The sequence below is a fragment of the Aestuariivirga sp. genome, assembly GCF_020252405.1.
In the GTDB taxonomy this organism is placed as follows: Bacteria; Pseudomonadota; Alphaproteobacteria; order Rhizobiales; family Aestuariivirgaceae; genus Aestuariivirga.
On record NZ_JADCDA010000022.1, the window covers coordinates 1 to 18,695 of the forward strand.

At 66.5% G+C, this 18,695-nt stretch carries 17 protein-coding genes; 15 read left to right on the forward strand and 2 right to left on the reverse strand.

Translation table 11 applies throughout. The features are described from left to right. The 8 genes from IOC69_RS04855 to IOC69_RS04890 all read left to right on the forward strand — a co-directional run. Positions 1 to 543, forward strand: a 543-nt coding sequence (locus IOC69_RS04855) for a thiamine pyrophosphate-dependent enzyme (RefSeq protein ID WP_290542409.1), incomplete at its 5' end; no start/stop codon positions are given. Positions 544 to 556: 13 nt separating this feature from the next. After that, the gene (locus IOC69_RS04860) at positions 557 to 1,900 is read left to right on the forward strand and encodes a pyruvate dehydrogenase complex E1 component subunit beta (RefSeq protein ID WP_290542410.1); all 1,344 of its coding nucleotides are present in this window, start codon (positions 557 to 559) and stop codon (positions 1,898 to 1,900) included. Beyond that, complete coding sequence (locus tag IOC69_RS04865) at positions 1,893 to 2,234, forward strand: DUF5076 domain-containing protein (protein ID WP_290542411.1); 342 nt, start codon at positions 1,893 to 1,895, stop codon at positions 2,232 to 2,234. The genes IOC69_RS04860 and IOC69_RS04865 overlap by 8 nt, the downstream gene beginning before the upstream one ends. A 75-nt stretch (positions 2,235 to 2,309) precedes the next feature. After that, positions 2,310 to 3,578: a pyruvate dehydrogenase complex dihydrolipoamide acetyltransferase gene (locus IOC69_RS04870; RefSeq protein ID WP_290542412.1), complete on the forward strand. Its 1,269-nt coding sequence runs from the start codon at positions 2,310 to 2,312 to the stop codon at positions 3,576 to 3,578. A gap of 5 nt (positions 3,579 to 3,583) precedes the next feature. Further along, the gene (locus IOC69_RS04875) at positions 3,584 to 4,222 is read left to right on the forward strand and encodes an SGNH/GDSL hydrolase family protein (RefSeq protein ID WP_290542413.1); all 639 of its coding nucleotides are present in this window, start codon (positions 3,584 to 3,586) and stop codon (positions 4,220 to 4,222) included. Positions 4,223 to 4,336: 114 nt separating this feature from the next. After that, positions 4,337 to 5,776 (forward strand): dihydrolipoyl dehydrogenase, encoded by a 1,440-nt coding sequence (gene lpdA, locus IOC69_RS04880; RefSeq protein WP_290542414.1) that lies wholly within the window; start codon positions 4,337 to 4,339, stop codon positions 5,774 to 5,776. A gap of 78 nt (positions 5,777 to 5,854) precedes the next feature. Further along, positions 5,855 to 6,799, forward strand: a complete 945-nt coding sequence (gene lipA / locus IOC69_RS04885) for a lipoyl synthase (RefSeq protein WP_290542415.1) — start codon at positions 5,855 to 5,857, stop codon at positions 6,797 to 6,799. Continuing rightward, on the forward strand, positions 6,799 to 7,266 hold the full coding sequence (locus tag IOC69_RS04890) for a type II toxin-antitoxin system RatA family toxin (RefSeq protein WP_290542416.1): 468 nt from the start codon (positions 6,799 to 6,801) through the stop codon (positions 7,264 to 7,266). The genes lipA and IOC69_RS04890 overlap by 1 nt, the downstream gene beginning before the upstream one ends. On the opposite strand, the gene IOC69_RS04895 is transcribed toward IOC69_RS04890, so the two are convergent. Then, positions 7,245 to 7,700: a CinA family protein gene (locus IOC69_RS04895; protein ID WP_290542425.1), complete on the reverse strand. Its 456-nt coding sequence runs from the start codon at positions 7,698 to 7,700 to the stop codon at positions 7,245 to 7,247. The two genes, IOC69_RS04890 and IOC69_RS04895, sit on opposite strands and share 22 nt — an antisense overlap. 154 nt (positions 7,701 to 7,854) lie before the next feature. Beyond that, a complete protein-coding gene (locus IOC69_RS04900; protein WP_290542417.1) occupies positions 7,855 to 9,024 on the reverse strand; it encodes a bifunctional 2-C-methyl-D-erythritol 4-phosphate cytidylyltransferase/2-C-methyl-D-erythritol 2,4-cyclodiphosphate synthase in 1,170 nt (389 codons plus the stop codon). A gap of 217 nt (positions 9,025 to 9,241) precedes the next feature. On the opposite strand from IOC69_RS04900, the gene dusB reads away from it, so the two are divergent. The 7 genes from dusB to hflX all read left to right on the forward strand — a co-directional run bounded on the left by dusB (position 9,242) and on the right by hflX (position 18,277). Beyond that, positions 9,242 to 10,252: a tRNA dihydrouridine synthase DusB gene (gene dusB, locus IOC69_RS04905; RefSeq protein ID WP_290542418.1), complete on the forward strand. Its 1,011-nt coding sequence runs from the start codon at positions 9,242 to 9,244 to the stop codon at positions 10,250 to 10,252. Then, positions 10,249 to 11,397 carry an ATP-binding protein gene (locus IOC69_RS04910; protein WP_290542419.1) on the forward strand — a complete coding sequence of 383 codons (1,149 nt, stop codon included), beginning with the start codon at positions 10,249 to 10,251 and terminating at the stop codon, positions 11,395 to 11,397. Before dusB ends, IOC69_RS04910 begins: the two co-directional genes overlap by 4 nt. Next, entirely contained in the window at positions 11,394 to 12,836 is a 1,443-nt protein-coding gene (gene ntrC / locus IOC69_RS04915; protein ID WP_290542420.1) for a nitrogen regulation protein NR(I), read from the forward strand. The genes IOC69_RS04910 and ntrC overlap by 4 nt, the downstream gene beginning before the upstream one ends. A gap of 106 nt (positions 12,837 to 12,942) precedes the next feature. Continuing rightward, entirely contained in the window at positions 12,943 to 15,171 is a 2,229-nt protein-coding gene (locus IOC69_RS04920; protein WP_290542421.1) for a PAS domain-containing sensor histidine kinase, read from the forward strand. Positions 15,172 to 15,188: 17 nt separating this feature from the next. Then, the gene (locus tag IOC69_RS04925) at positions 15,189 to 16,580 is read left to right on the forward strand and encodes a sigma-54 dependent transcriptional regulator (protein WP_290542422.1); all 1,392 of its coding nucleotides are present in this window, start codon (positions 15,189 to 15,191) and stop codon (positions 16,578 to 16,580) included. Between the two features lie 72 nt (positions 16,581 to 16,652). Then, positions 16,653 to 16,898, forward strand: coding sequence for an RNA chaperone Hfq (hfq, locus tag IOC69_RS04930; RefSeq protein ID WP_290542423.1), 246 nt, complete (start codon positions 16,653 to 16,655; stop codon positions 16,896 to 16,898). Then, positions 16,895 to 18,277: a GTPase HflX gene (gene hflX / locus IOC69_RS04935; RefSeq protein WP_290542424.1), complete on the forward strand. Its 1,383-nt coding sequence runs from the start codon at positions 16,895 to 16,897 to the stop codon at positions 18,275 to 18,277. The genes hfq and hflX overlap by 4 nt, the downstream gene beginning before the upstream one ends. The last annotated feature ends 418 nt before the right edge of the window (positions 18,278 to 18,695 follow it).

Sequence of the window (18,695 nt, forward strand, 5' to 3'; positions counted from 1 at the left end):
GGCGACGGCGCGGCCAACCAGGGCCAGGTCTACGAGACGTTCAACATGGCGTCGGTCTGGCAGCTGCCGGTGGTCTTCGTGATCGAGAACAACCGCTATGCCATGGGCACCGCGGCCACCCGTTCGACGGCGGTTTCCGAACAACTCGGCGCGCGCGGCGCGGCTTTCGGCATTCTCTATGAGCAGGTGGACGGCATGGATGTCCGCGCCGTGCGCGATGCCGCGGAGCGCGCCATCGCGCACTGCCGCGCGGGTGAGGGGCCTTACATCCTCGAAATGCTCACCTACCGCTACCGCGGCCATTCGATGTCGGACCCGGCCAAATACCGCTCCAAGGAAGAAGTGCAGAAGATGCGCGAGGAGCATGATCCGATCGAGCAGGTGAAGGCCCGCATCCTCAATGGCAAGCTCGCCAGCGAGGACGATTTGAAGAAGATCGACGCCGAGATCCGCGCTCTCGTGACCGAGGCCGCGGAATTCGCCCAGAACGATCCGGAGCCCGATGTGTCCGAGCTCTACACCGACATCTACGTCAACGCCTGAGCCGGGGACGCCAATGCCATCCATTCTCATGCCCGCCCTCTCGCCCACCATGGAAGAGGGCAAGCTCGCCAGGTGGCTCAAGAACGTCGGCGACATGGTGAAGCCCGGCGATGTCCTCGCCGAGATCGAAACCGACAAGGCGACGATGGAAGTCGAAGCCGTCGATGAGGGGCCGCTCACCGCCATCCTCATCCCCGCCGGCACCGAGAACGTGAAGGTCAACACGCCCATCGCCGTCATCGGCGAGGCGGATGCCGCCCCCGCACCCGCACCCAAGGCCGATGCGCCAAAGCCGGCGGAAGCCCCGCCCGTCGCGGCGCCCGCTGTCATCACCTCCGCCGCACCCGCCGACACCGGGGTTCCCGCCGGCGCCGAGGTGGTCACCATGACGGTGCGCGAAGCGCTGCGCGAGGCCATGTCGGAGGAGATGCGCCGCGATCCGGAGGTCTTCCTCATGGGCGAGGAAGTGGGCCAGTATCAGGGCGCCTATAAGATCTCGCAGGGCATGCTGGACGAATTCGGCCCGCGGCGCGTCATCGACACGCCGATCACCGAGCACGGCTTCACCGGCCTTGCCGTGGGTGCGGCCTTTGCGGGCCTCAAGCCCATTGTCGAGTTCATGACCTTCAACTTCGCCATGCAGGCCATCGACCAGATCATCAACTCCGCCGCCAAGACGCATTACATGTCAGGCGGCCAGCTGAACTGCCCCATCGTGTTCCGCGGCGCGTCGGGTGCTGCCGCCCGGGTCGCCGCCCAGCACAGCCAGGACTATGCCGCCTGGTATGGCCACATCCCCGGCCTCAAGGTGGTGATGCCTTATTCGGCGGCTGACGCGAAGGGTCTGCTCAAATCGGCGATCCGCGACCCGAACCCCGTGGTCTTCCTCGAAAACGAGATCCTCTACGGCAGGAGCTTCGAGGTTCCCAGGGTCGATGACTGGCTGGTGCCCATCGGCAAGGCCCGCATCGCGCGCGCGGGCCATCACGTCACCATCGTCTCCTTCGGCATCGGCATGACCTATGCCCTGGCCGCGGCGGAGAAGCTCGCCGCCGAGGGCATCGAGGCCGAGGTCATCGACCTCCGCACCATCCGCCCGATGGACCTCGCGGCCATCATCGGGAGCGTGAAGAAGACAAACCGCTGTGTGTGCGTGGAGGAGGGCTTCCCGCAATTCTCGGTGACGAGCGAGATTGCCGCCCAGATCATGACCCATGCCTTCGATTACCTCGACGCGCCCGTCGCACGCGTCGCCGGCAAGGACGTACCCATGCCCTATGCGGCCAATCTCGAAAAACTGGCGCTGCCCAATGCCGATGAGGTGGTCGCCGCAGCAAAGGCTGTGCTCTATGTCTGATCACGATCACCACCACCATCACAACCATCATGGCGAGATGCACCCGCACCAGCTGGAGCCGCCGCATGAGGTGTTCCACGATCCCAAGGCCGGAGAAGTCGCCCGCGCCTGGATCACCGGCGGTGGCTTGAGCCTGTCGCTCCACGCCATGGCCTTCGGCACGCCGGATGTCTGGGGCCATGTGCTGGCCGGCATGGCCCAGCAGGTCGCCTCCGCCTGCGCCGAGATGGGGCACGGCAACCCGTCTGACAATTTCGCCGCGATCCGCAAGGTGCTGAACGAGGACCTGACCAAGGTCGCCGCCCAGCTCTCGCCGCTGGCCAACAAGGCCTGAGCAGCGGTCTGACATTACCCGCCGCCGGAGCCGGCATCCGGCGGTGAAGGCCAAGACGAATGGGGAACACCGCCTATGCCCGTGAACGTGCTCATGCCCGCCCTGTCGCCCACCATGGAGAAGGGCAAGCTTGCCAAATGGCTCAAGAAGGAGGGTGACGCCGTCAGGTCCGGCGACATCCTGGCCGAGATCGAGACCGACAAGGCAACGATGGAAGTCGAAGCCGTCGATGAAGGCACGCTCGGCAAGCTGCTGGTTGCCGCCGGAACCGAGGACGTGCCCGTCAACACACCCATCGCCGTGATCCTCGGCGAGGGCGAGAAGCTGGGCGATGCGCCCGCCGCCGCAGCCCCCAAAGCCGCCGCTCCCGCCGCCGCTGCACCCGTTTCTGTCGCAGCTGTCGCTCCCGCTCCCGCTGTTGCAGCGCGGACTGAAGGCGCCCGCGTCTTTGCCTCGCCGCTCGCCCGCCGCGTGGCCCGGCAGAAGGGCATCGACATTGCGGCCCTGCTGGGGTCAGGCCCCCATGGCCGCATCATTCTAAAGGACGTGGAGACCGCCACGCCCGGCGCTGCTCCCGCCCCGGCTCCTGCCTTCGCCGCACCGCCGTCGGATGCGCAGGTGCTCAAGCTCTTCGCCGAAGGCTCCTACGAGCTCGTGCCGCATGACTCGATGCGGAAAGTGATCGCGCGGCGTCTGACGGAGTCCAAGCAGACCATCCCGCATTTCTACGTCTCGGTGGATGTTGCCCTTGACCACCTGCTGGAGCTGCGCGAGCGGTTGAACCTGCAGGCGCCCAGGGACAAGGAAGGCAAGCCCGACTGGAAGATTTCGGTCAACGACTTCATCATCAAGGCCATGGCCATGGCGCTCATCAAGGTGCCGGACGCCAATGTGTCCTGGACCGAGAACGCCATGGTGAAGCACAAGCACGCGGACATCGGCGTGGCGGTGTCGATCCCCGGCGGCCTCATCACCCCCGTCGTGCGCAGTGCGGAGACCAAGGGCCTCGCCCGGATTTCATCCGAGATGAAGGACTACGCGGCCCGCGCCCGCAACCGCAAGCTCAAGCCCGAGGAATATACCGGCGGCTCGGCGGCCATCTCCAACATGGGCATGATGAATGTGAAAAGCTTCGCGGCCATCGTCAACCCGCCGCACGCCTCGATCCTCGCCATCGGCACGGGCGAGCGCCGCCCGGTGGTGCGCGGGCAAGACATCGTCATCGAACAGCAGATGACCATCACCCTCTCCACCGACCACCGCTGCATCGACGGCGCGCTGGGGGCCGAGTTCATCGGCGCGATCAAGGCCTGTCTCGAAGAACCCGGCCTGATGCTGGTGTGACGGGCATGAAAAACATCCTCGCCTTCGGCGACTCGCTCACCTGGGGTTTCATCGCCGGCACATTCGAGCGCCACCCTTTCGACATCCGCTGGCCCAACGTGCTGGCGGCGGGCCTTCACGGCAAGGCGCGTGTCATCGAGGAGGGCCACAACGGCCGCACCACGGTGTTCGACGATCCCACCACCTTGGATGACCGGAACGGCGCGCGCATCCTTCCCGTGCTGCTGTCCACCCACACGCCGCTCGATCTCGTCATCATCATGCTCGGCACCAACGACATCAAGTTCGCCAACCGCTGCCGCGCCTTCGATGCCTCGATGGGCATGGCGCGCCTGATCGAGATCGTGCAGAAATTCTCCTTCCTGCCGGCCTACAAGACGCCCCAGGTCCTGATCATGTCCCCGCCGTCGCTCGTTCCGACCACGGACGAATGGTTCAACGATCTGTGGGGCCACGCCATCGAGGAGTCCAAACTCTTCGCCCGGCACTATGCACGGGTCGCCGAGGAGATGGGTGTCCACTTCTTCGACGCCGGTTCGGTGGCCAAGGCGGACGAGACCGACGGCGGCCACCTGGATGCCGCCAACACCAAGTCCATCGGCACAGCACTCGTGCCGGTGGTGCGGGGGATTATGAATTTGTAGTTCGATTTATAGTGCCGTCATCCCGGCGAAAGCCGGGACCCCGCTTTGGGCGGTTGAAGCGGGGCCCCGGCTTTCGCCGGGGTGACGGACCTTGGAAAGTGAGGACGAAGCACCATGGCCGACACCAGTTTCGACATCATCATCATCGGCGGCGGCCCAGGCGGCTATGTGGCGGCGATCCGCGCGGAACAGCTGGGCCTCAAGACAGCCGTGGTGGAGCGCGAGCACCTGGGCGGCATCTGCCTCAACTGGGGCTGCATCCCGACCAAGGCGCTGCTCCGCTCGGCCGAGATCTATCACTATATGAAGCACGCCAGGACCTACGGCCTCTCTGCCGACAACATCTCCTATGACGCGCAGGCCGTCGTCCAGCGCTCGCGCGGCGTCTCGGGCCGCCTGAACGGCGGCGTCACCATGCTGCTGAAGAAGAACAAGGTCACCGTCATCTGGGGCGAGGCGAAGCTGACGAAGCCAAACGAGATTGTTGTAAGCAAGCCTTCGAAGCCCGCCGTCCAGCCGCAGGCACCCGAGCCGAAAGACAAGCTGGGGCCTGGCGCCTACACCGCGAAGAACATCATCATCGCCACCGGTGCGCGCCCGCGCGTGCTCCCCGGTCTCGAGCCTGACGGCAAGCTGGTGTGGACCTATTTCGAGGCGATGGTGCCGAAGGCCATGCCGAAGTCGCTTCTCGTCGTCGGCTCCGGCGCCATCGGCATCGAGTTCGCCTCCTTCTATAACGCCATGGGCGTGGACGTCACCGTGGTCGAGGTCATGGACCAGATCATGCCGGTCGAGGACGCGGAAATCTCCAGGATCGCCCAGAAGCAGATGGAGAAGCAGGGCCTCAAGTTCCGGCTGGCCGCCAGGGTGGCGAAGCTTGACCGCCATGCCGACAGCGTCACCGCGACGATCGAGGCCGGCGGCAGGAGCGAGACCATCACGGTTGACCGCGTCATCTCCGCCGTCGGCGTCCAGGGCAACATTGAGGGCTTGGGGCTTGAAGCGCTCGGCGTCAAGACCGAGAAGGGCTGCATCGTGACGGACGGCTACGGCCGCACCAGCATTCCCGGCGTCCATGCCATCGGCGACGTGGCGGGTCCGCCGATGCTCGCCCACAAGGCGGAGCACGAGGGCGTCATCTGTGTTGAGAAGATCAAGGGCCTCGATGTCCACCCGATGAGGAAGGATCAGATTCCCGGCTGCACCTATTGCCACCCGCAGGTGGCGAGCGTGGGCCTCACCGAGGCGAAGGCCGGGGCGGCGGGCCATGAGCTGAAAGTCGGCCGCTTCCCCTTTCTCGCCAACGGCAAGGCCATCGCACTGGGCGAGGACCAGGGCCTGATCAAGACCATCTTCGACGCGAGGACCGGCAGGCTTCTGGGCGCCCATATGGTTGGCGCCGAGGTCACCGAGCTGATCCAGGGCTTCGTCATCGCCATGGGGCTGGAAACCACCGAGGAGGAGCTGATGCACACCGTCTTCCCGCACCCGACCCTCTCCGAAATGATGCATGAGAGCGTGCTCGACGCCTATGGGCGTGTCATCCACATGTGAGCCATGCCTGCCACAAGGCCGCTTGATGGCGGCAGGGGCAAGGCCTATCTCTGAGAACCGAACGTTTGGAAAGCCACCATGGTCACCGTCCTCGACAACAAGCTCAAGGCCCGCCACCCCGAAAAGGCGCACAAGCCGGACACGCCGATCCTCAGGAAGCCGGAATGGATCAGGGTCAAGGCGCCGGGCTCGGCCGTCTATGCCGAAACCCAGAAGATCGTGCGCGACAACAAGCTGGTCACCGTGTGCGAGGAGGCGGGCTGCCCCAATATCGGCGAATGCTGGTCGAAGAAGCACGCCACCTTCATGATCATGGGCGACACCTGCACCAGGGCCTGCGCCTTCTGCAACGTCAAGACCGGCATGCCGGACCAGCTCGCCGCCGATGAGCCCGCAAAGGTTGCTGACGCCGTCGCCCGCATGGGCCTCACCCATGCCGTCATCACCTCGGTCGACCGTGACGACCTCGCCGATGGCGGTGCAAGGCACTTCGCCCGCACCATCGCGGAAATCCGCAAGGCCTCGCCCGCCACCACCATCGAGGTGCTCACCCCCGACTTCCTGAAGAAGGACGGGGCCCTCGAAATCGTCGTCGAAGCGAGGCCGGACGTCTTCAATCACAATCTCGAAACGGTCCCCGCGCTCTATCTCAGGATCAGGCCGGGCGCGCGCTACTTTCATTCGCTGCGCCTGCTGCAGCGGGTGAAGGAGCTTGACCCCGCCATGTTCACCAAGTCCGGCATCATGGTGGGCCTCGGCGAAACGCGCGAGCAGGTGATGCAGGTGATGGACGACATGCGCTCGGCCGCCATCGACTTCATCACCATCGGCCAGTATCTCCAGCCCACCCGCAAGCATGCGGCGATCGACCGTTTCGTGACGCCGGACGAGTTCAAGGGTTACGAGACCATCGCCTATGCCAAGGGCTTCCTGATGGTGGCGTCCACCCCTCTCACACGGTCCTCCCACCACGCGGGTGAGGACTTCGCCAGGCTGCGCGCCGCCCGGGCCCGGCGCGGCTGATGCCCAGTTTCAGCGTCACCCGCTCTGTTCCCTACACGGCGGAGCAGGTCTTCGCCATCGCGCGTGACGTGGCGCGCTACAAGGAATTTCTTCCGCTGGTGAGGCGCTCCCTCGTGCGCCACGCGAAGACGCATCAGGACGGCACCGAAACCTTCGAGGGCGATCTGACTGTTGCCTACGAAAAACTCCGCATCGAGGAGGTGATGACAAGCCGCGTCACCGTGGACCCGAAGGCCCTCACCGTCACCGCCCTGTCGGACGAAGGCCCCGTCAGGCGCCTTGAATCCGAATGGCGCATCCTGGCCACGGGCGAGAACCGCTGCGACATCACCTTCACCGTCGACTACGAGTTGCGCAGCCGCATGCTGCAGATGCTGTTCTCCGGCATGTTCGACTTGGCGGTGCGCAAAGTCATGTCCGCCTTCGAGGACCGCGCAAGGCAGCTCTACGGGCCGACGATCCCGTAGGCCATTTCGATGGCCACCCGCACCGTCTCCAGCCGCACCGCCCCGCGCCCGATGCCGCCCAGCCGCAATTCACGATGAACGGCCGGGAGCCCCCGCCGCGCCGCCGCGCAATGGACGAGACCCACGGGCTTCGCCGCCGTGCCGCCGCCCGGTCCGGCCACGCCGGTCACCGCAACCGCCACATCCGCCGCGCTGTTGGCGAGTGCCCCCTCCGCCATCGCCCGCGCCACCTCCTCGCTCACCGCCCCATGCCGCGCGATGAGGTCCGGCGGCACACCGATCATCCGCACCTTCGCCGCATTGGAATAGGTGACGAAGCCGCAGTCCAGCGCATCCGATGATCCGCTCACGGAGGTTATCAGCCCCGCAATGAGCCCGCCGGTGCAGCTCTCCGCCGTGGCGAGCATGAGCCTGTTGCGCCGGCACCGGTCGATGAGCGCCGCGGCGCGCGCGGTGAGGTCCGCGGGGAACACCGGAGTTAAACCGTCATCCCGGCGAAAGCCGCGACCCAGCTTTCCGCATGGCGGTCGCCCGAAGCTGGGCCACCGCTTTCGCCGGGGTGATGGCAATCATTGGGGTGTTCGCGCCTCACGGCAGTCTCACCGTCACCGTCGCATGGGCCATGATGCCTTCCTTCCGCCCGATCGCGCCCAGCTTCTCCATCGTCGTGGCCTTGATGGCGATGCGCGAGGGGTCCACATGCAGGAGCGGCGCAAGATGGGCCCGCATGGCGGCCACATGCGGCGACACCTTGGGCGCCTCGGCCAAAACCGTGATGTCGGCATTGGCGATGATGCCGTGCCTCGCCTCCAGCAGGTCCACCGCCTTCATCAGGAAGATGCGCGATTGCGCTCCCTTCCATTGCGGGTCGGAGGGCGGGAAATGCGTGCCGATGTCGCCTTCGCCGATGGCGCCGAGGATGGCGTCCGTCAGCGCATGCATGGCGACATCGGCGTCGGAGTGTCCCTTGAGCTTCCGCGCATGGGGAATGGCGATGCCGCACAGGATCACCGCGTCACCCTCCTCGAAGGGGTGGACGTCGATGCCTTGGCCCACGCGCATGTCGGGGCGCGCCTGCAGCTGGCGGCCGGTCATGTCGCGGTCGGCCAGCACGATATCGTCGGCGGTCGTCAGTTTGCGGTTCTCCGGTTCGCCCATGATCATGGATATGGCAATCCCGGCATGTTCGGCAACCGAGGCATCGTCCGTCAGCCCCTGCGTGTGCTCTGCCTCGGCCTTGCGGTAGGCGGCAAGGATACCGTCATAGGTGAAGCCCTGCGGCGTCTGCGCCGTCCAGATCGAGGCGCGGTCCACGGTGCGGCTCACCAGGCCGCCGGGCGCGAATTTCAGCGTCTCCGCCACCGGCATGCCGGGCACGGCGGCGGGGAAGCGGTCGAGCCACGAGATCACATCGTCGATCAGCGCCGCCGATACGAAGGGCCGCGCCGCATCATGGACAAGCACCTTCGAAGGCCTGTGCCTCCCCACCGCCTCGATGCCGATGCGGCACGACTCCTGCCTGGTCGATCCGCCGATCACGGGCAGCGGCAGGTCGAGGCCCGTCACCGCCTCGGCGAACATCGCCTCGTGGCCCTCGCCGATGACGGGCTGAACATGGCTGACGGAAGGGTGTTCCAGGAAGGCCCGGCAGGTCCACCAGATCACCGGGCGGCCCCCGATCAACTGGTATTGTTTTGGTCGTCCGCCCCCCGCGCGCAGGCCGGAGCCACCGGCCACGATCACTGCCGCAACTGTCATGTCACTGATCTATCGCATGATCCGCAAAAGTGGAACCGGTTTTGCGACAGGATCATGCTCAAGCATATGACCTGGCGCATGGCCCGTCCGGTCGACTCCGCCTCACCGGACCATGCGCGGGCAAGCGCATTCCCGCCCCGCAAGAAAGGGACTTGACGCGGTGCAACATCAGACTATCGTGCCTTGTAATTATACAGCACAGGCCGCTGATCAAAAAATGGGCATCAAGATCGGCCCCATCGAAACGCGCAACCGGGTTTTCCTGGCGCCCATGTCGGGCGTGACCGACGAGCCCTTCCGCACCATTGCGCATGAGCATGGCGCCGGCCTTGTGGTGAGCGAGATGGTGGCGGGCGAGGAACTGGTGAAGGCCCGGCCTGACATGCTGCGCCGCGCGCTGGGTGCGGAGAAGCTCTCGCCCTTTGTCATCCAGCTCGCCGGCCGCGAGCCGCATTGGATGGCGGAGGGTGCGCGCGTGGCGCAGGACATGGGTGCCGAGATCATCGACATCAACATGGGCTGCCCGGCGCGCGAGGTGACGGGCGGCCTTTCGGGCTCGGCCCTCATGCGCAACCTTGACCATGCCGAAAAGCTCATCGCGGCCACCGTGCGGGCCTCCTCCGTTCCGGTGACGCTCAAGATGCGGCTGGGATGGGACCGCAACTCGCTCAACGCGCCCGAACTCGCGCGCCGCGCCGAAGGGCAGGGGGTGGCGCTGGTCACCGTGCATGGCCGCACCCGCTGCCAGTTCTATGGCGGCACGGCCGATTGGGCCGCGATCGCCCGCGTGCGCGAGGCGGTCTCCATCCCGCTCATCGCCAATGGCGACGCCGCCTCGGTGGACGGCGCGCGCGAGATGCTGGCGAAATCGGGCGCTGACGGCGTGATGATCGGCCGCGGCGCCTATGGCCGCCCGTGGTGGCCGGGCGTCATCGCCGAGGGCCTGGACGGGGGCACGGGGCTTGCCGAACCGGCGCTTGGCGAGGAGGCCCGCATCGTGGCCGAGCATCATGAGCGCATGCTTCTGGCCCATGGCGCGCACCATGGCAACCGCGTGGCCCGCAAGCACATCGGCTGGTCTGTCACAAGGCTTGCCGAACGCCACCACATCACGCCCGGACAGGCTTCCGAATGGCGCGCGGCGCTGCTCCGCACCGATGACAATGACGCGGTGCGCGGCGGACTGCGCCAGCTCTACGACATCGTCCAGGAAAGGGCCGCGGCATGAATGCTCCCCTGAATGACCGCCCCCCCGCGCCTGACGCGCCCATGCCCAAGGCGGTGGTCGATGCGCTGCCCAACCCGCTCATCGTGCTGGACGAGGCCTGCCGCATCCGCCTCGCCAATGTCGCGGCGGAGGATTATTTTCAGGCCTCCAGCAACATGCTGCTGCGCCACAAGCTCTCCGACCTCGTGCCCTTCTCAAGCCCGGTTTTCGGCTCGATCGCCCAGGCCCGGGCCAGTGCGGGCGTGGTGAACGAATATTCCCTCGCCGTCGGCACGCCGCGGCTCGGCGGCGAGCGCCTGGTGGATGTGCAGGCCACGCTGATGCATGACGATCCGCGCTACGTGATCCTCATGCTGCTCGAGCGCTCCATGGCGCACAAGATCGACCGGCAGCTGACGTCACGCGGGGCCGCGCGCTCGGTCTCCGGCATGGCCACCATGCTGGCGCATGAAATCAAGAATCCGCTCGCCGGCATCCGCGGAGCCGCGCAACTGCTCGAGCCCGCCCTCAATTCCGATGACCGCGCGCTGGCCCGCCTGATCTGCGAGGAAACCGACCGCATCCGCGACCTCGTGGACCAGATGGAGGTGTTCTCCGACGAGCGCCCGCTGGAGAAGAGCCCGGTCAACATCCACGCCGTGCTGGAGCGCGTGAAGCGCCTCACCACCGCCAGCATGGGCGAGGGCGTCAGCGTGCGCGAGGACTATGACCCCTCGCTGCCGCCGGTGCTGGGCAACAAGGACCAGCTCGTGCAGGTTTTCCTCAACCTCGCCAAGAACGCGGCCGAGGCCATCGGGAACAATGCGCAAGCGGGCGAAATCCTGCTCACCACCGCCTTCCGCCCCGGCATCCGCCTCACCGTGCCGGGAAGCTCGGAGCGCATCACGCTGCCGCTGGAAGTCTGCGTGCATGATACGGGGCCGGGCGTGCCGGAGGAGCTCCGCCCCAACATCTTCGATCCCTTCGTGACCACCAAGCCCGGCGGCAAGGGGCTGGGCCTGGCGCTTGTCGCCAAAATCGTGCGCGATCACGGCGGCATCATTGAATGCGCGGACCGCGGGCGCGGCGCCACCTTCCGCGTGCTGCTGCCGATGCTGCGCGGCGCCGCCGCTCCCCGTGACTTCGATGGAGACGACACGCCATGAGCGGCAAGACGGTCCTGATCGCGGACGACGACAGCGCCATCCGCACCGTGCTGAGCCAGGCGCTGAGCCGCGCGGGCTATGCCGTGCGCTCCACCGCCACGGCGGGCTCCCTCTGGCGCTGGGTCGCCGAGGGGCAGGGCGATGCGGTGGTGACTGACGTCGTGCTGCCCGACGAGAACGCCTTTGACGTCATCCCCCGCATCAAGAAGCTGCGCCCCACGCTGCCCGTCATCGTGATGAGCGCCAAGAACACCATCATGACGGCCATCACCGCGGCCGAGCGCGGCGCTTACGACTATCTGCCCAAGCCCTTCGACCTCAATGCGCTGGTCCAGACGGTGGGCCGCGCGCTGGAGCAATCGCAGAAGCCAGCACCCTCCAGGGGCGCGGGCCAGCCGGAGCTGCTCCCCATCGTCGGCCGCTCGCCGGCGATGCAGGAGATCTACCGCATCATCGCCCGGCTCACCCAGACGGACCTGACCGTCATGATCGCCGGCGAATCCGGCACCGGCAAGGAACTCGTGGCGCGCGCGCTGCATGACTATGGGCGCCGCCGCAAGGGACCCTTCGTCGCTGTCAACATGGCGGCGATCCCGCGCGAGCTGATCGAGTCGGAACTCTTCGGCCATGAGAAGGGCGCCTTCACCGGGGCCACCTCGCGCCTGGCCGGCCGCTTCGAGCAGGCGGAGGGCGGCACGCTCTTCCTCGACGAGATCGGAGACATGCCGCTCGAAGCCCAGACGCGCCTTCTGCGCGTCCTCCAGCAGGGCGAATACATGACGGTGGGCGGCCATGCACCGATCAAAACCAACGTCCGCATCATCACGGCCACGCACCGCGACCTGCGCCAGCTCATCAACCAGGGCTCCTTCCGCGAGGACCTGTTCTACCGCCTCAACGTCGTGCCGCTGCGGCTGCCGGCCCTGCGCGAGCGGGCCGAGGACATTCCGGACCTCGTGCGCCACTTCCTAGCGCAGGCGGTGAGGGAGGGCCTGCCGCGCAAGGATGTCTCGCGCGAGGCGATCGAGCGCCTGCAGGCCCACCGCTGGCCCGGCAATGTGCGCGAGCTGGAAAACCTGCTGCGCCGCATGCTCGCCATCGAGATCGAGGACACCATCTCCTCCTCCGCCATCGACCGGGAGCTCACGGCGGCGCCCGTGCGGCAGGGGCCGGATCCCGCCGATGTCTCCGGCACCGGCCTGCCGGATTTCATGGAGAACTATCTCTCCCGCTATTTCGCCAGTTTCGGCACGGGGCTTCCACCGGCGGGGCTTTATGAGCGCATTCTGGCGGATGTGGAGCCGGCACTGCTGCGCGCCGTGCTGGCCGCCACCGCCGGCAACCAGCTGCGCGCGGCGGAGCTTCTGGGCATCAACCGCAACACCCTGCGGGCAAAGCTGCGCGACCGGCAGGTGAAGGTGATCCGCGGCCTTGGGTGACGTCACGCCGGCGCATGTTCCGCAAATGTGGAACCGCCGGGGAACTGTCGCAAATGGGCCACAATTACTGTTGATTTCCGGCAACAGGTTCTGCTGAACAGGTTGCATGATCGAAGCCGCGCAAATCAGGCTGCTCGACCGCGTCCGCCGCTTCACGGGGGTGACCGGTTTCGTGCTCGTCCTTGCCGGCGTGGCCTGCGGCCTGGCGACCTTCGCCATCCTGACCGGCATGACGCCGATCACGCCCACCAGCGAAAACACCCTGCTGCTGATGCTCGTCAACGGCGCGGTGCTGCTGGTGCTGACGCTGCTGATCCTCGGGCAGATCCTGTTTCTGCTGATCGAGCGGCGGAACGGCACGCCTGGCGCCTCGCTGCAGCTGCGTCTTGTGTCGCTGTTCAGCGTCATCGCGGTGGTGCCCGCCATCGTGGTCGCGGTCTTCGCCACGGTCACGCTGAACCGCGGCCTGGATGCGTGGTTCTCCCAGCGCACCCGCGCCATCGTGGATTCCGCCGTCTTCGTTGCCGAAACCTATGTGCACGACCATGGCGAGGCCGTCCGCAATGACGTCGCCCAGATTTCCGCCGATCTCTCCCAGCACCGCGAACTCCATGACAGGGACCCCACCAACTTCATCCGCCGCGTTGCCAACCACGCGCTGCTGCACGGGCTTCCCGCCATTTTCATCTTCGACCCGGCGAAGCAGAAGGACGGCAAGCAGGAGTTCATCGCCCGCGTCGTGGCGCGGGAGACATTCTCGTTCTTCCCGCCGAACCAGGCCTATCTCGACCAGGCCGACAAGGGCGAACTCGTGGTGATCCAGCCGGGCGCGGGCGGCAACGTGGTGCGCGGTCTCATCAGGTTGCCGAATTTCGACAATGCCTATCTGATGGTCTATCGCGTCATCAATCCGTCGGTGCAGAAGCAGCTGCGCGACGCGCAGGAGGCCAAGAAGGAATATGACCGGCTGATGTCGCAGCGCCTCGGCGTGCAGCTGACCTTCGGCATGATGTTCGCGCTGGTGGGCTTCATCCTGCTGCTCGCCGCCATCTGGGTGGGCCTGTGGTTCTCGGACAAGGTGGTGGCGCCCGTGGTGCGCCTGCTCGATGCCGCGCGCCGCGTCTCGGGCGGCGAGCTCGACGCCAAGGTCACCGTGGTGGAAGGCCCCACGGATCTCCAGACCCTCTCCAACACCTTCAACCTGATGACCGATCACCTGAAGCAGCAGCGCGACGATCTGGTTGCGGCGAGCGACGCCATCGATGCCCGCCGCCGCTTCACCGAGGCGATGCTGGCGGGCGTCAGCGCCGGGGTCATCGGCATCGATCCCTCGGGGCGCATCTCGCTCGTCAACCGTTCGGGCCTGACGCTGCTCGGCAGCACGGAAAGCGATCTCATCGGACAGCCCGCCGAGGTGGCGCTCGCCCCCTTCCTGCCGATCTTCGAGCAGGCGCTCACCCGCCCCTCGGGTTTCGCCGAAGGCCAGGTCGATATCGAGAGGAAGGGCGAAAGCCGCAGCCTTTTCGCGCGCGTCACCACGGAGAGCTCGGAAGACGCGGCCCACGGCCACGTTCTCACCTTCGACGACATCACCGAGCTCGTCTCCGCCCAGCGCAACTCCGCCTGGGCCGACATCGCGCGCCGCATCGCGCATGAGATCAAGAACCCGCTGACCCCCATACAGCTCTCGGCCGAGCGCCTGAAGCGCAAATACGGCGGCCAGATCCACACCGACAAGCACGTCTTCGACCAGTGCACGGACACGATCATCCGCCAGGTCGGCGACATCGGCCGCATGGTGGACGAGTTCTCCTCCTTCGCCCGCATGCCGAAGGCCGTGCCGGAGCCGCAGGAGCTCGCCGCCATCGTGCGCGAGGCCACCGTGCTGCAGCGCGTCTCCTCCTCCGACATCGACATCGAGCTCGATGTCAGCCAGGGCGAATTCGTCTTCCCCTTCGACCGCCGCCTGATCACCCAGGCCATCACCAATCTGGTCAAGAACGCGCGCGAATCCATCGAAACCAGGCTGCAGGGCCAGCCGGAGCCGCGCGGCCGCATCGAGCTGATTGCCGGCAATCGCCAGGGCCACCCCTTCATCCGCGTCACCGACAACGGCATCGGGCTGCCGCGCGAGAACCGTCACCGCCTGGCCGAACCCTACATGACAACGCGCGAGAAGGGCACGGGCCTTGGCCTCGCCATCGTCAAGCGCATCATGGAGGAACACGGCGGACGCCTCATCCTCGAGGACGCGCCCGCGGCGGACGGCATCCAGGGCGCCCGCGTCACGCTCCTCTTCGACAGGATGGCCGCCCAGTCGAGCGCGGCGGAATGAAAGTGCAGGAACTCTGAATGGCAGCTGACATCCTCATCATCGATGACGAGGCCGACATCCGGGAACTCATCGCGGGGATCCTCGAGGACGAGGGCTACGAGACCAGGCTTGGGCACAACTCCGACGCCGCGCTGGCCGAGGTGGCGCAGCGCCGCCCGTCCCTCATCATCCTCGACATCTGGCTGATGGGCTCGAAGCTTGACGGGCTCGATCTCCTCAACATCATCAAGGAGAAGCACCCGGAGGTTCCGGTCATCATCATCTCCGGCCACGGCAACATCGAAACCGCGGTCGCCGCCATCAAGCGCGGCGCCTATGAGTATATCGAGAAGCCCTTCAAGGCGGACCGCCTCATCCTTGTCGTCGGCCGTGCGCTGGAAACGTCGCGGCTCAGGCGCGAGAACGAGGAGCTGAAGGGCCGCTCGGGCGCCGAGACGGAGCTTCTTGGCCAGTCGGCCGCCATGCGCCAGCTGCGCCAGCTTTTGAAGAAGATCGCCCCCTCCAACAGCCGCGTGCTGATCACCGGCCCCATGGGCGCGGGCAAGGAGCTGGCCGCGCGCACGCTGCACGCGCTCTCGCTGCGCGCCGAGGGCCCCTTCGTCACCTTGAGCGCCGCCGCCATGGCGCCCGAGCGCATGGAGGAGGAGCTCTTCGGCGTCGAGGACGGTTCGGGCGCCATGCGCCGTGTGGGCGCGCTGGAGGAGGCCCATGGCGGCACGCTCTATATCGACGAACTCGCCGACATGCCGCTCGAAACCCAGGGCAAGGTGCTGCGCGTGCTGGTGGACCAGACTTTCCTGCGCGTCGGCGGTGCGAAAAAAGTGAAGGTCGATATCCGCGTGGTGTCCTCGACCAGCCGCGACCTTGCGGGGCTCATCGAGGCCGGCCGCTTCCGCGAGGACCTCTATCACCGCCTCGGCGTCGTTCCCGTCGCGGTGCCGGGCCTCGCCGAACGCCGGGAGGATATTCCAGACCTCATCCACCACTTCGTCAAAAGCTACTCCGCCGCCTCGGGCCAGCCGGTGCGCAAATTCGCCGACGATGCCATCGCCGTACTGCAGACGCGCGACTGGGCGGGCAATGTGCGTGAGCTCCGCAACAATGTGGAGCGCATCCTGATCCTCGCCGGCGGCGAGGGCGCCCCGGAGATTTCCGCCGCCATGCTTCCCTCCGACACCGGCGGGGCAGGGGCGGCGACCGCCACCTTCGGCATCGAGCATCTGCTCGTCTATCCGCTGCGCGAGGCGCGCGAGGCCTTCGAGCGCGATTACATCACCGCCCAGCTCGGCCGCTTCGGCGGAAACATCTCGCGCACCGCCCAGTTCATCGGCATGGAACGCTCCGCGCTCCACCGCAAAATCAAGCTCCTCGGCCTCGCCGGCCGCGGCGAGGAAGACACGGAACTGTGAAATTTTCCGGGAGGCGGTTTCGTGTTAGGCTCAGGCCCGCCACGGCCCGAGCAAGAGAACAGGACAAAAACGATGGCCCAAGAAAAGCAGCAAAACCTTCAGGACACTTTCCTCAACCATGTGCGCAAGCAGAAGATTCCGGTGACGGTGTTTCTCGTCAATGGCGTAAAGCTTCAGGGCGTGATCACCTGGTTCGACAACTTCTGCGTTCTTCTCCGCCGGGATGGCATGTCCCAGCTGGTCTACAAGCACGCCATTTCGACCATCATGCCCGGGGGCCCGATCAGCCTGTTTGACGAAGAGCAGGCCGCCGGTTGACCGCGCGCGCAAAGAACAAAGGCGGTGCGGGCGTCGACTTCCAGATCGAAGGCAAGGCCGCGACCCGCGCCATCGTCATCCACGTGGACCGGCGTGACCGCGGCGCGCCGCCCGGCTCCGGCCGCGCTGCCGTGGCGCGGCTGGAGGAGGCGGTGGGCCTCGCCCTCGCCATCGATCTCGAGATTGCGGGCCAGATCGTGGCTCCGGTCGCCGCGCCCAAGCCCGCGACGCTCCTGGGCTCAGGCAAGGTGGAGGAGATCGCGGCGCGCGTGAAGGAGACGGAAACTGAACTCGTCGTCGTCAACGCTCAGCTCTCCCCCATCCAGCAGCGGAACCTCGAAAAGGCCTGGGGCTCCAAGGTGCTGGACCGGACTGGCCTCATCCTTGAGATCTTCGGCCGCCGCGCCTCGACGCGGGAGGGCGCCCTGCAGGTGGAACTGGCCCATCTCGAGTACCAGAAGAGCCGTCTGGTCCGCTCCTGGACCCATCTGGAACGCCAGCGCGGCGGCTTCGGCTTCCTGGGCGGCCCCGGCGAAAGCCAGCTCGAGGCGGACCGCCGCTTGATCCAGGAGCGCATCAGCCGCATCGAGGATCAGCTCGAAAGCGTGAAGAAAACCCGCGCGCTGCACCGCAGGGGCAGGGCGCGCGTGCCTTATCCGGTGGTGGCGCTCGTGGGCTACACCAATGCCGGCAAGTCGACGCTCTTCAATCGCCTCAGCGGTGCGCAGGTCCTTGCCCGGGACCTGCTGTTTGCAACGCTTGATCCCACCATGCGGGTGATCGAACTGCCGCACGGCCGCAAGATCATCCTGTCCGACACGGTGGGCTTCATCTCTGACCTGCCGACGTCCCTGATCGCCGCGTTCCGCGCCACGCTGGAGGAGGTGCTCTCAGCGGACGTCATCCTCCACGTCCGCGACATCGCCCATGACGATTCGGAAGCCCAGGCCGGGGACGTTGACCGCGTGCTGGAGGAGCTGGGCATTGATGAACTCCGCCGCTCGCGCATCATCGAGGTCTGGAACAAGCTGGACCTGCTGCCGCCGACGGAGCGCGCCGGCCGCGAGGTCCAGGCGCTGCGCAAGCCCGGCTGCGTGCTGGTCTCCGCCGTCACGGGTGAGGGGCTGGACCCGCTCCTTGAGCTGATCGAGGGCCGGTTGGGGGCGGAGGACACCGTCTACGAAATCCTGCTCCCCCCGCAGGACGGCCAGGGCCAGGCCTGGCTCCATGACCGCGGCGAGGTGCTGAGCCGGAGGAACTGCCGGGACGGCCGCGTTCTCATGAAGGTTCGACTAACGGCCGACAAGGCCGGCCAGGCCCAGTCACGCTTCGGCACGGCAATGAAGCTGCTGGGCCAGCGCGAGGTGGCGGCGGAATAGGAACCGAATCACCCGCCACCAACACCCTCTCCCGCAAGGCGGATGAGGACGCCCCAGCGAAGTTGGGGCCGGTGAGGGGACGTCCGCCGGCAACGCAGCGGCTGGCACGTCTCCTGGCGCATGTTCTTCTCGTTCAGGCGATTGCGCCTGAACGGAACATGCGCCAATCAGCCGATCTTGCCTTTGGATAGAGCGCCGGGCGGTCAATTGACTCCATGAGGGTTCCCCCTCCCCACAAAGCCCCGCCCTCATCTTTCCTCTCCCCCATCGGGGGAGAGGGCAGGGTGAGGGGGTCTGTCCGGGTATGAACCTGCTACATCCCTGACAGAATAGACCGGCGACATTCCTGACAGTTTAGTTTGAGCCTTCATATGGAGGCTTGATCGATGCCATTCAGGGAGACGTCTCGATTGGAAGA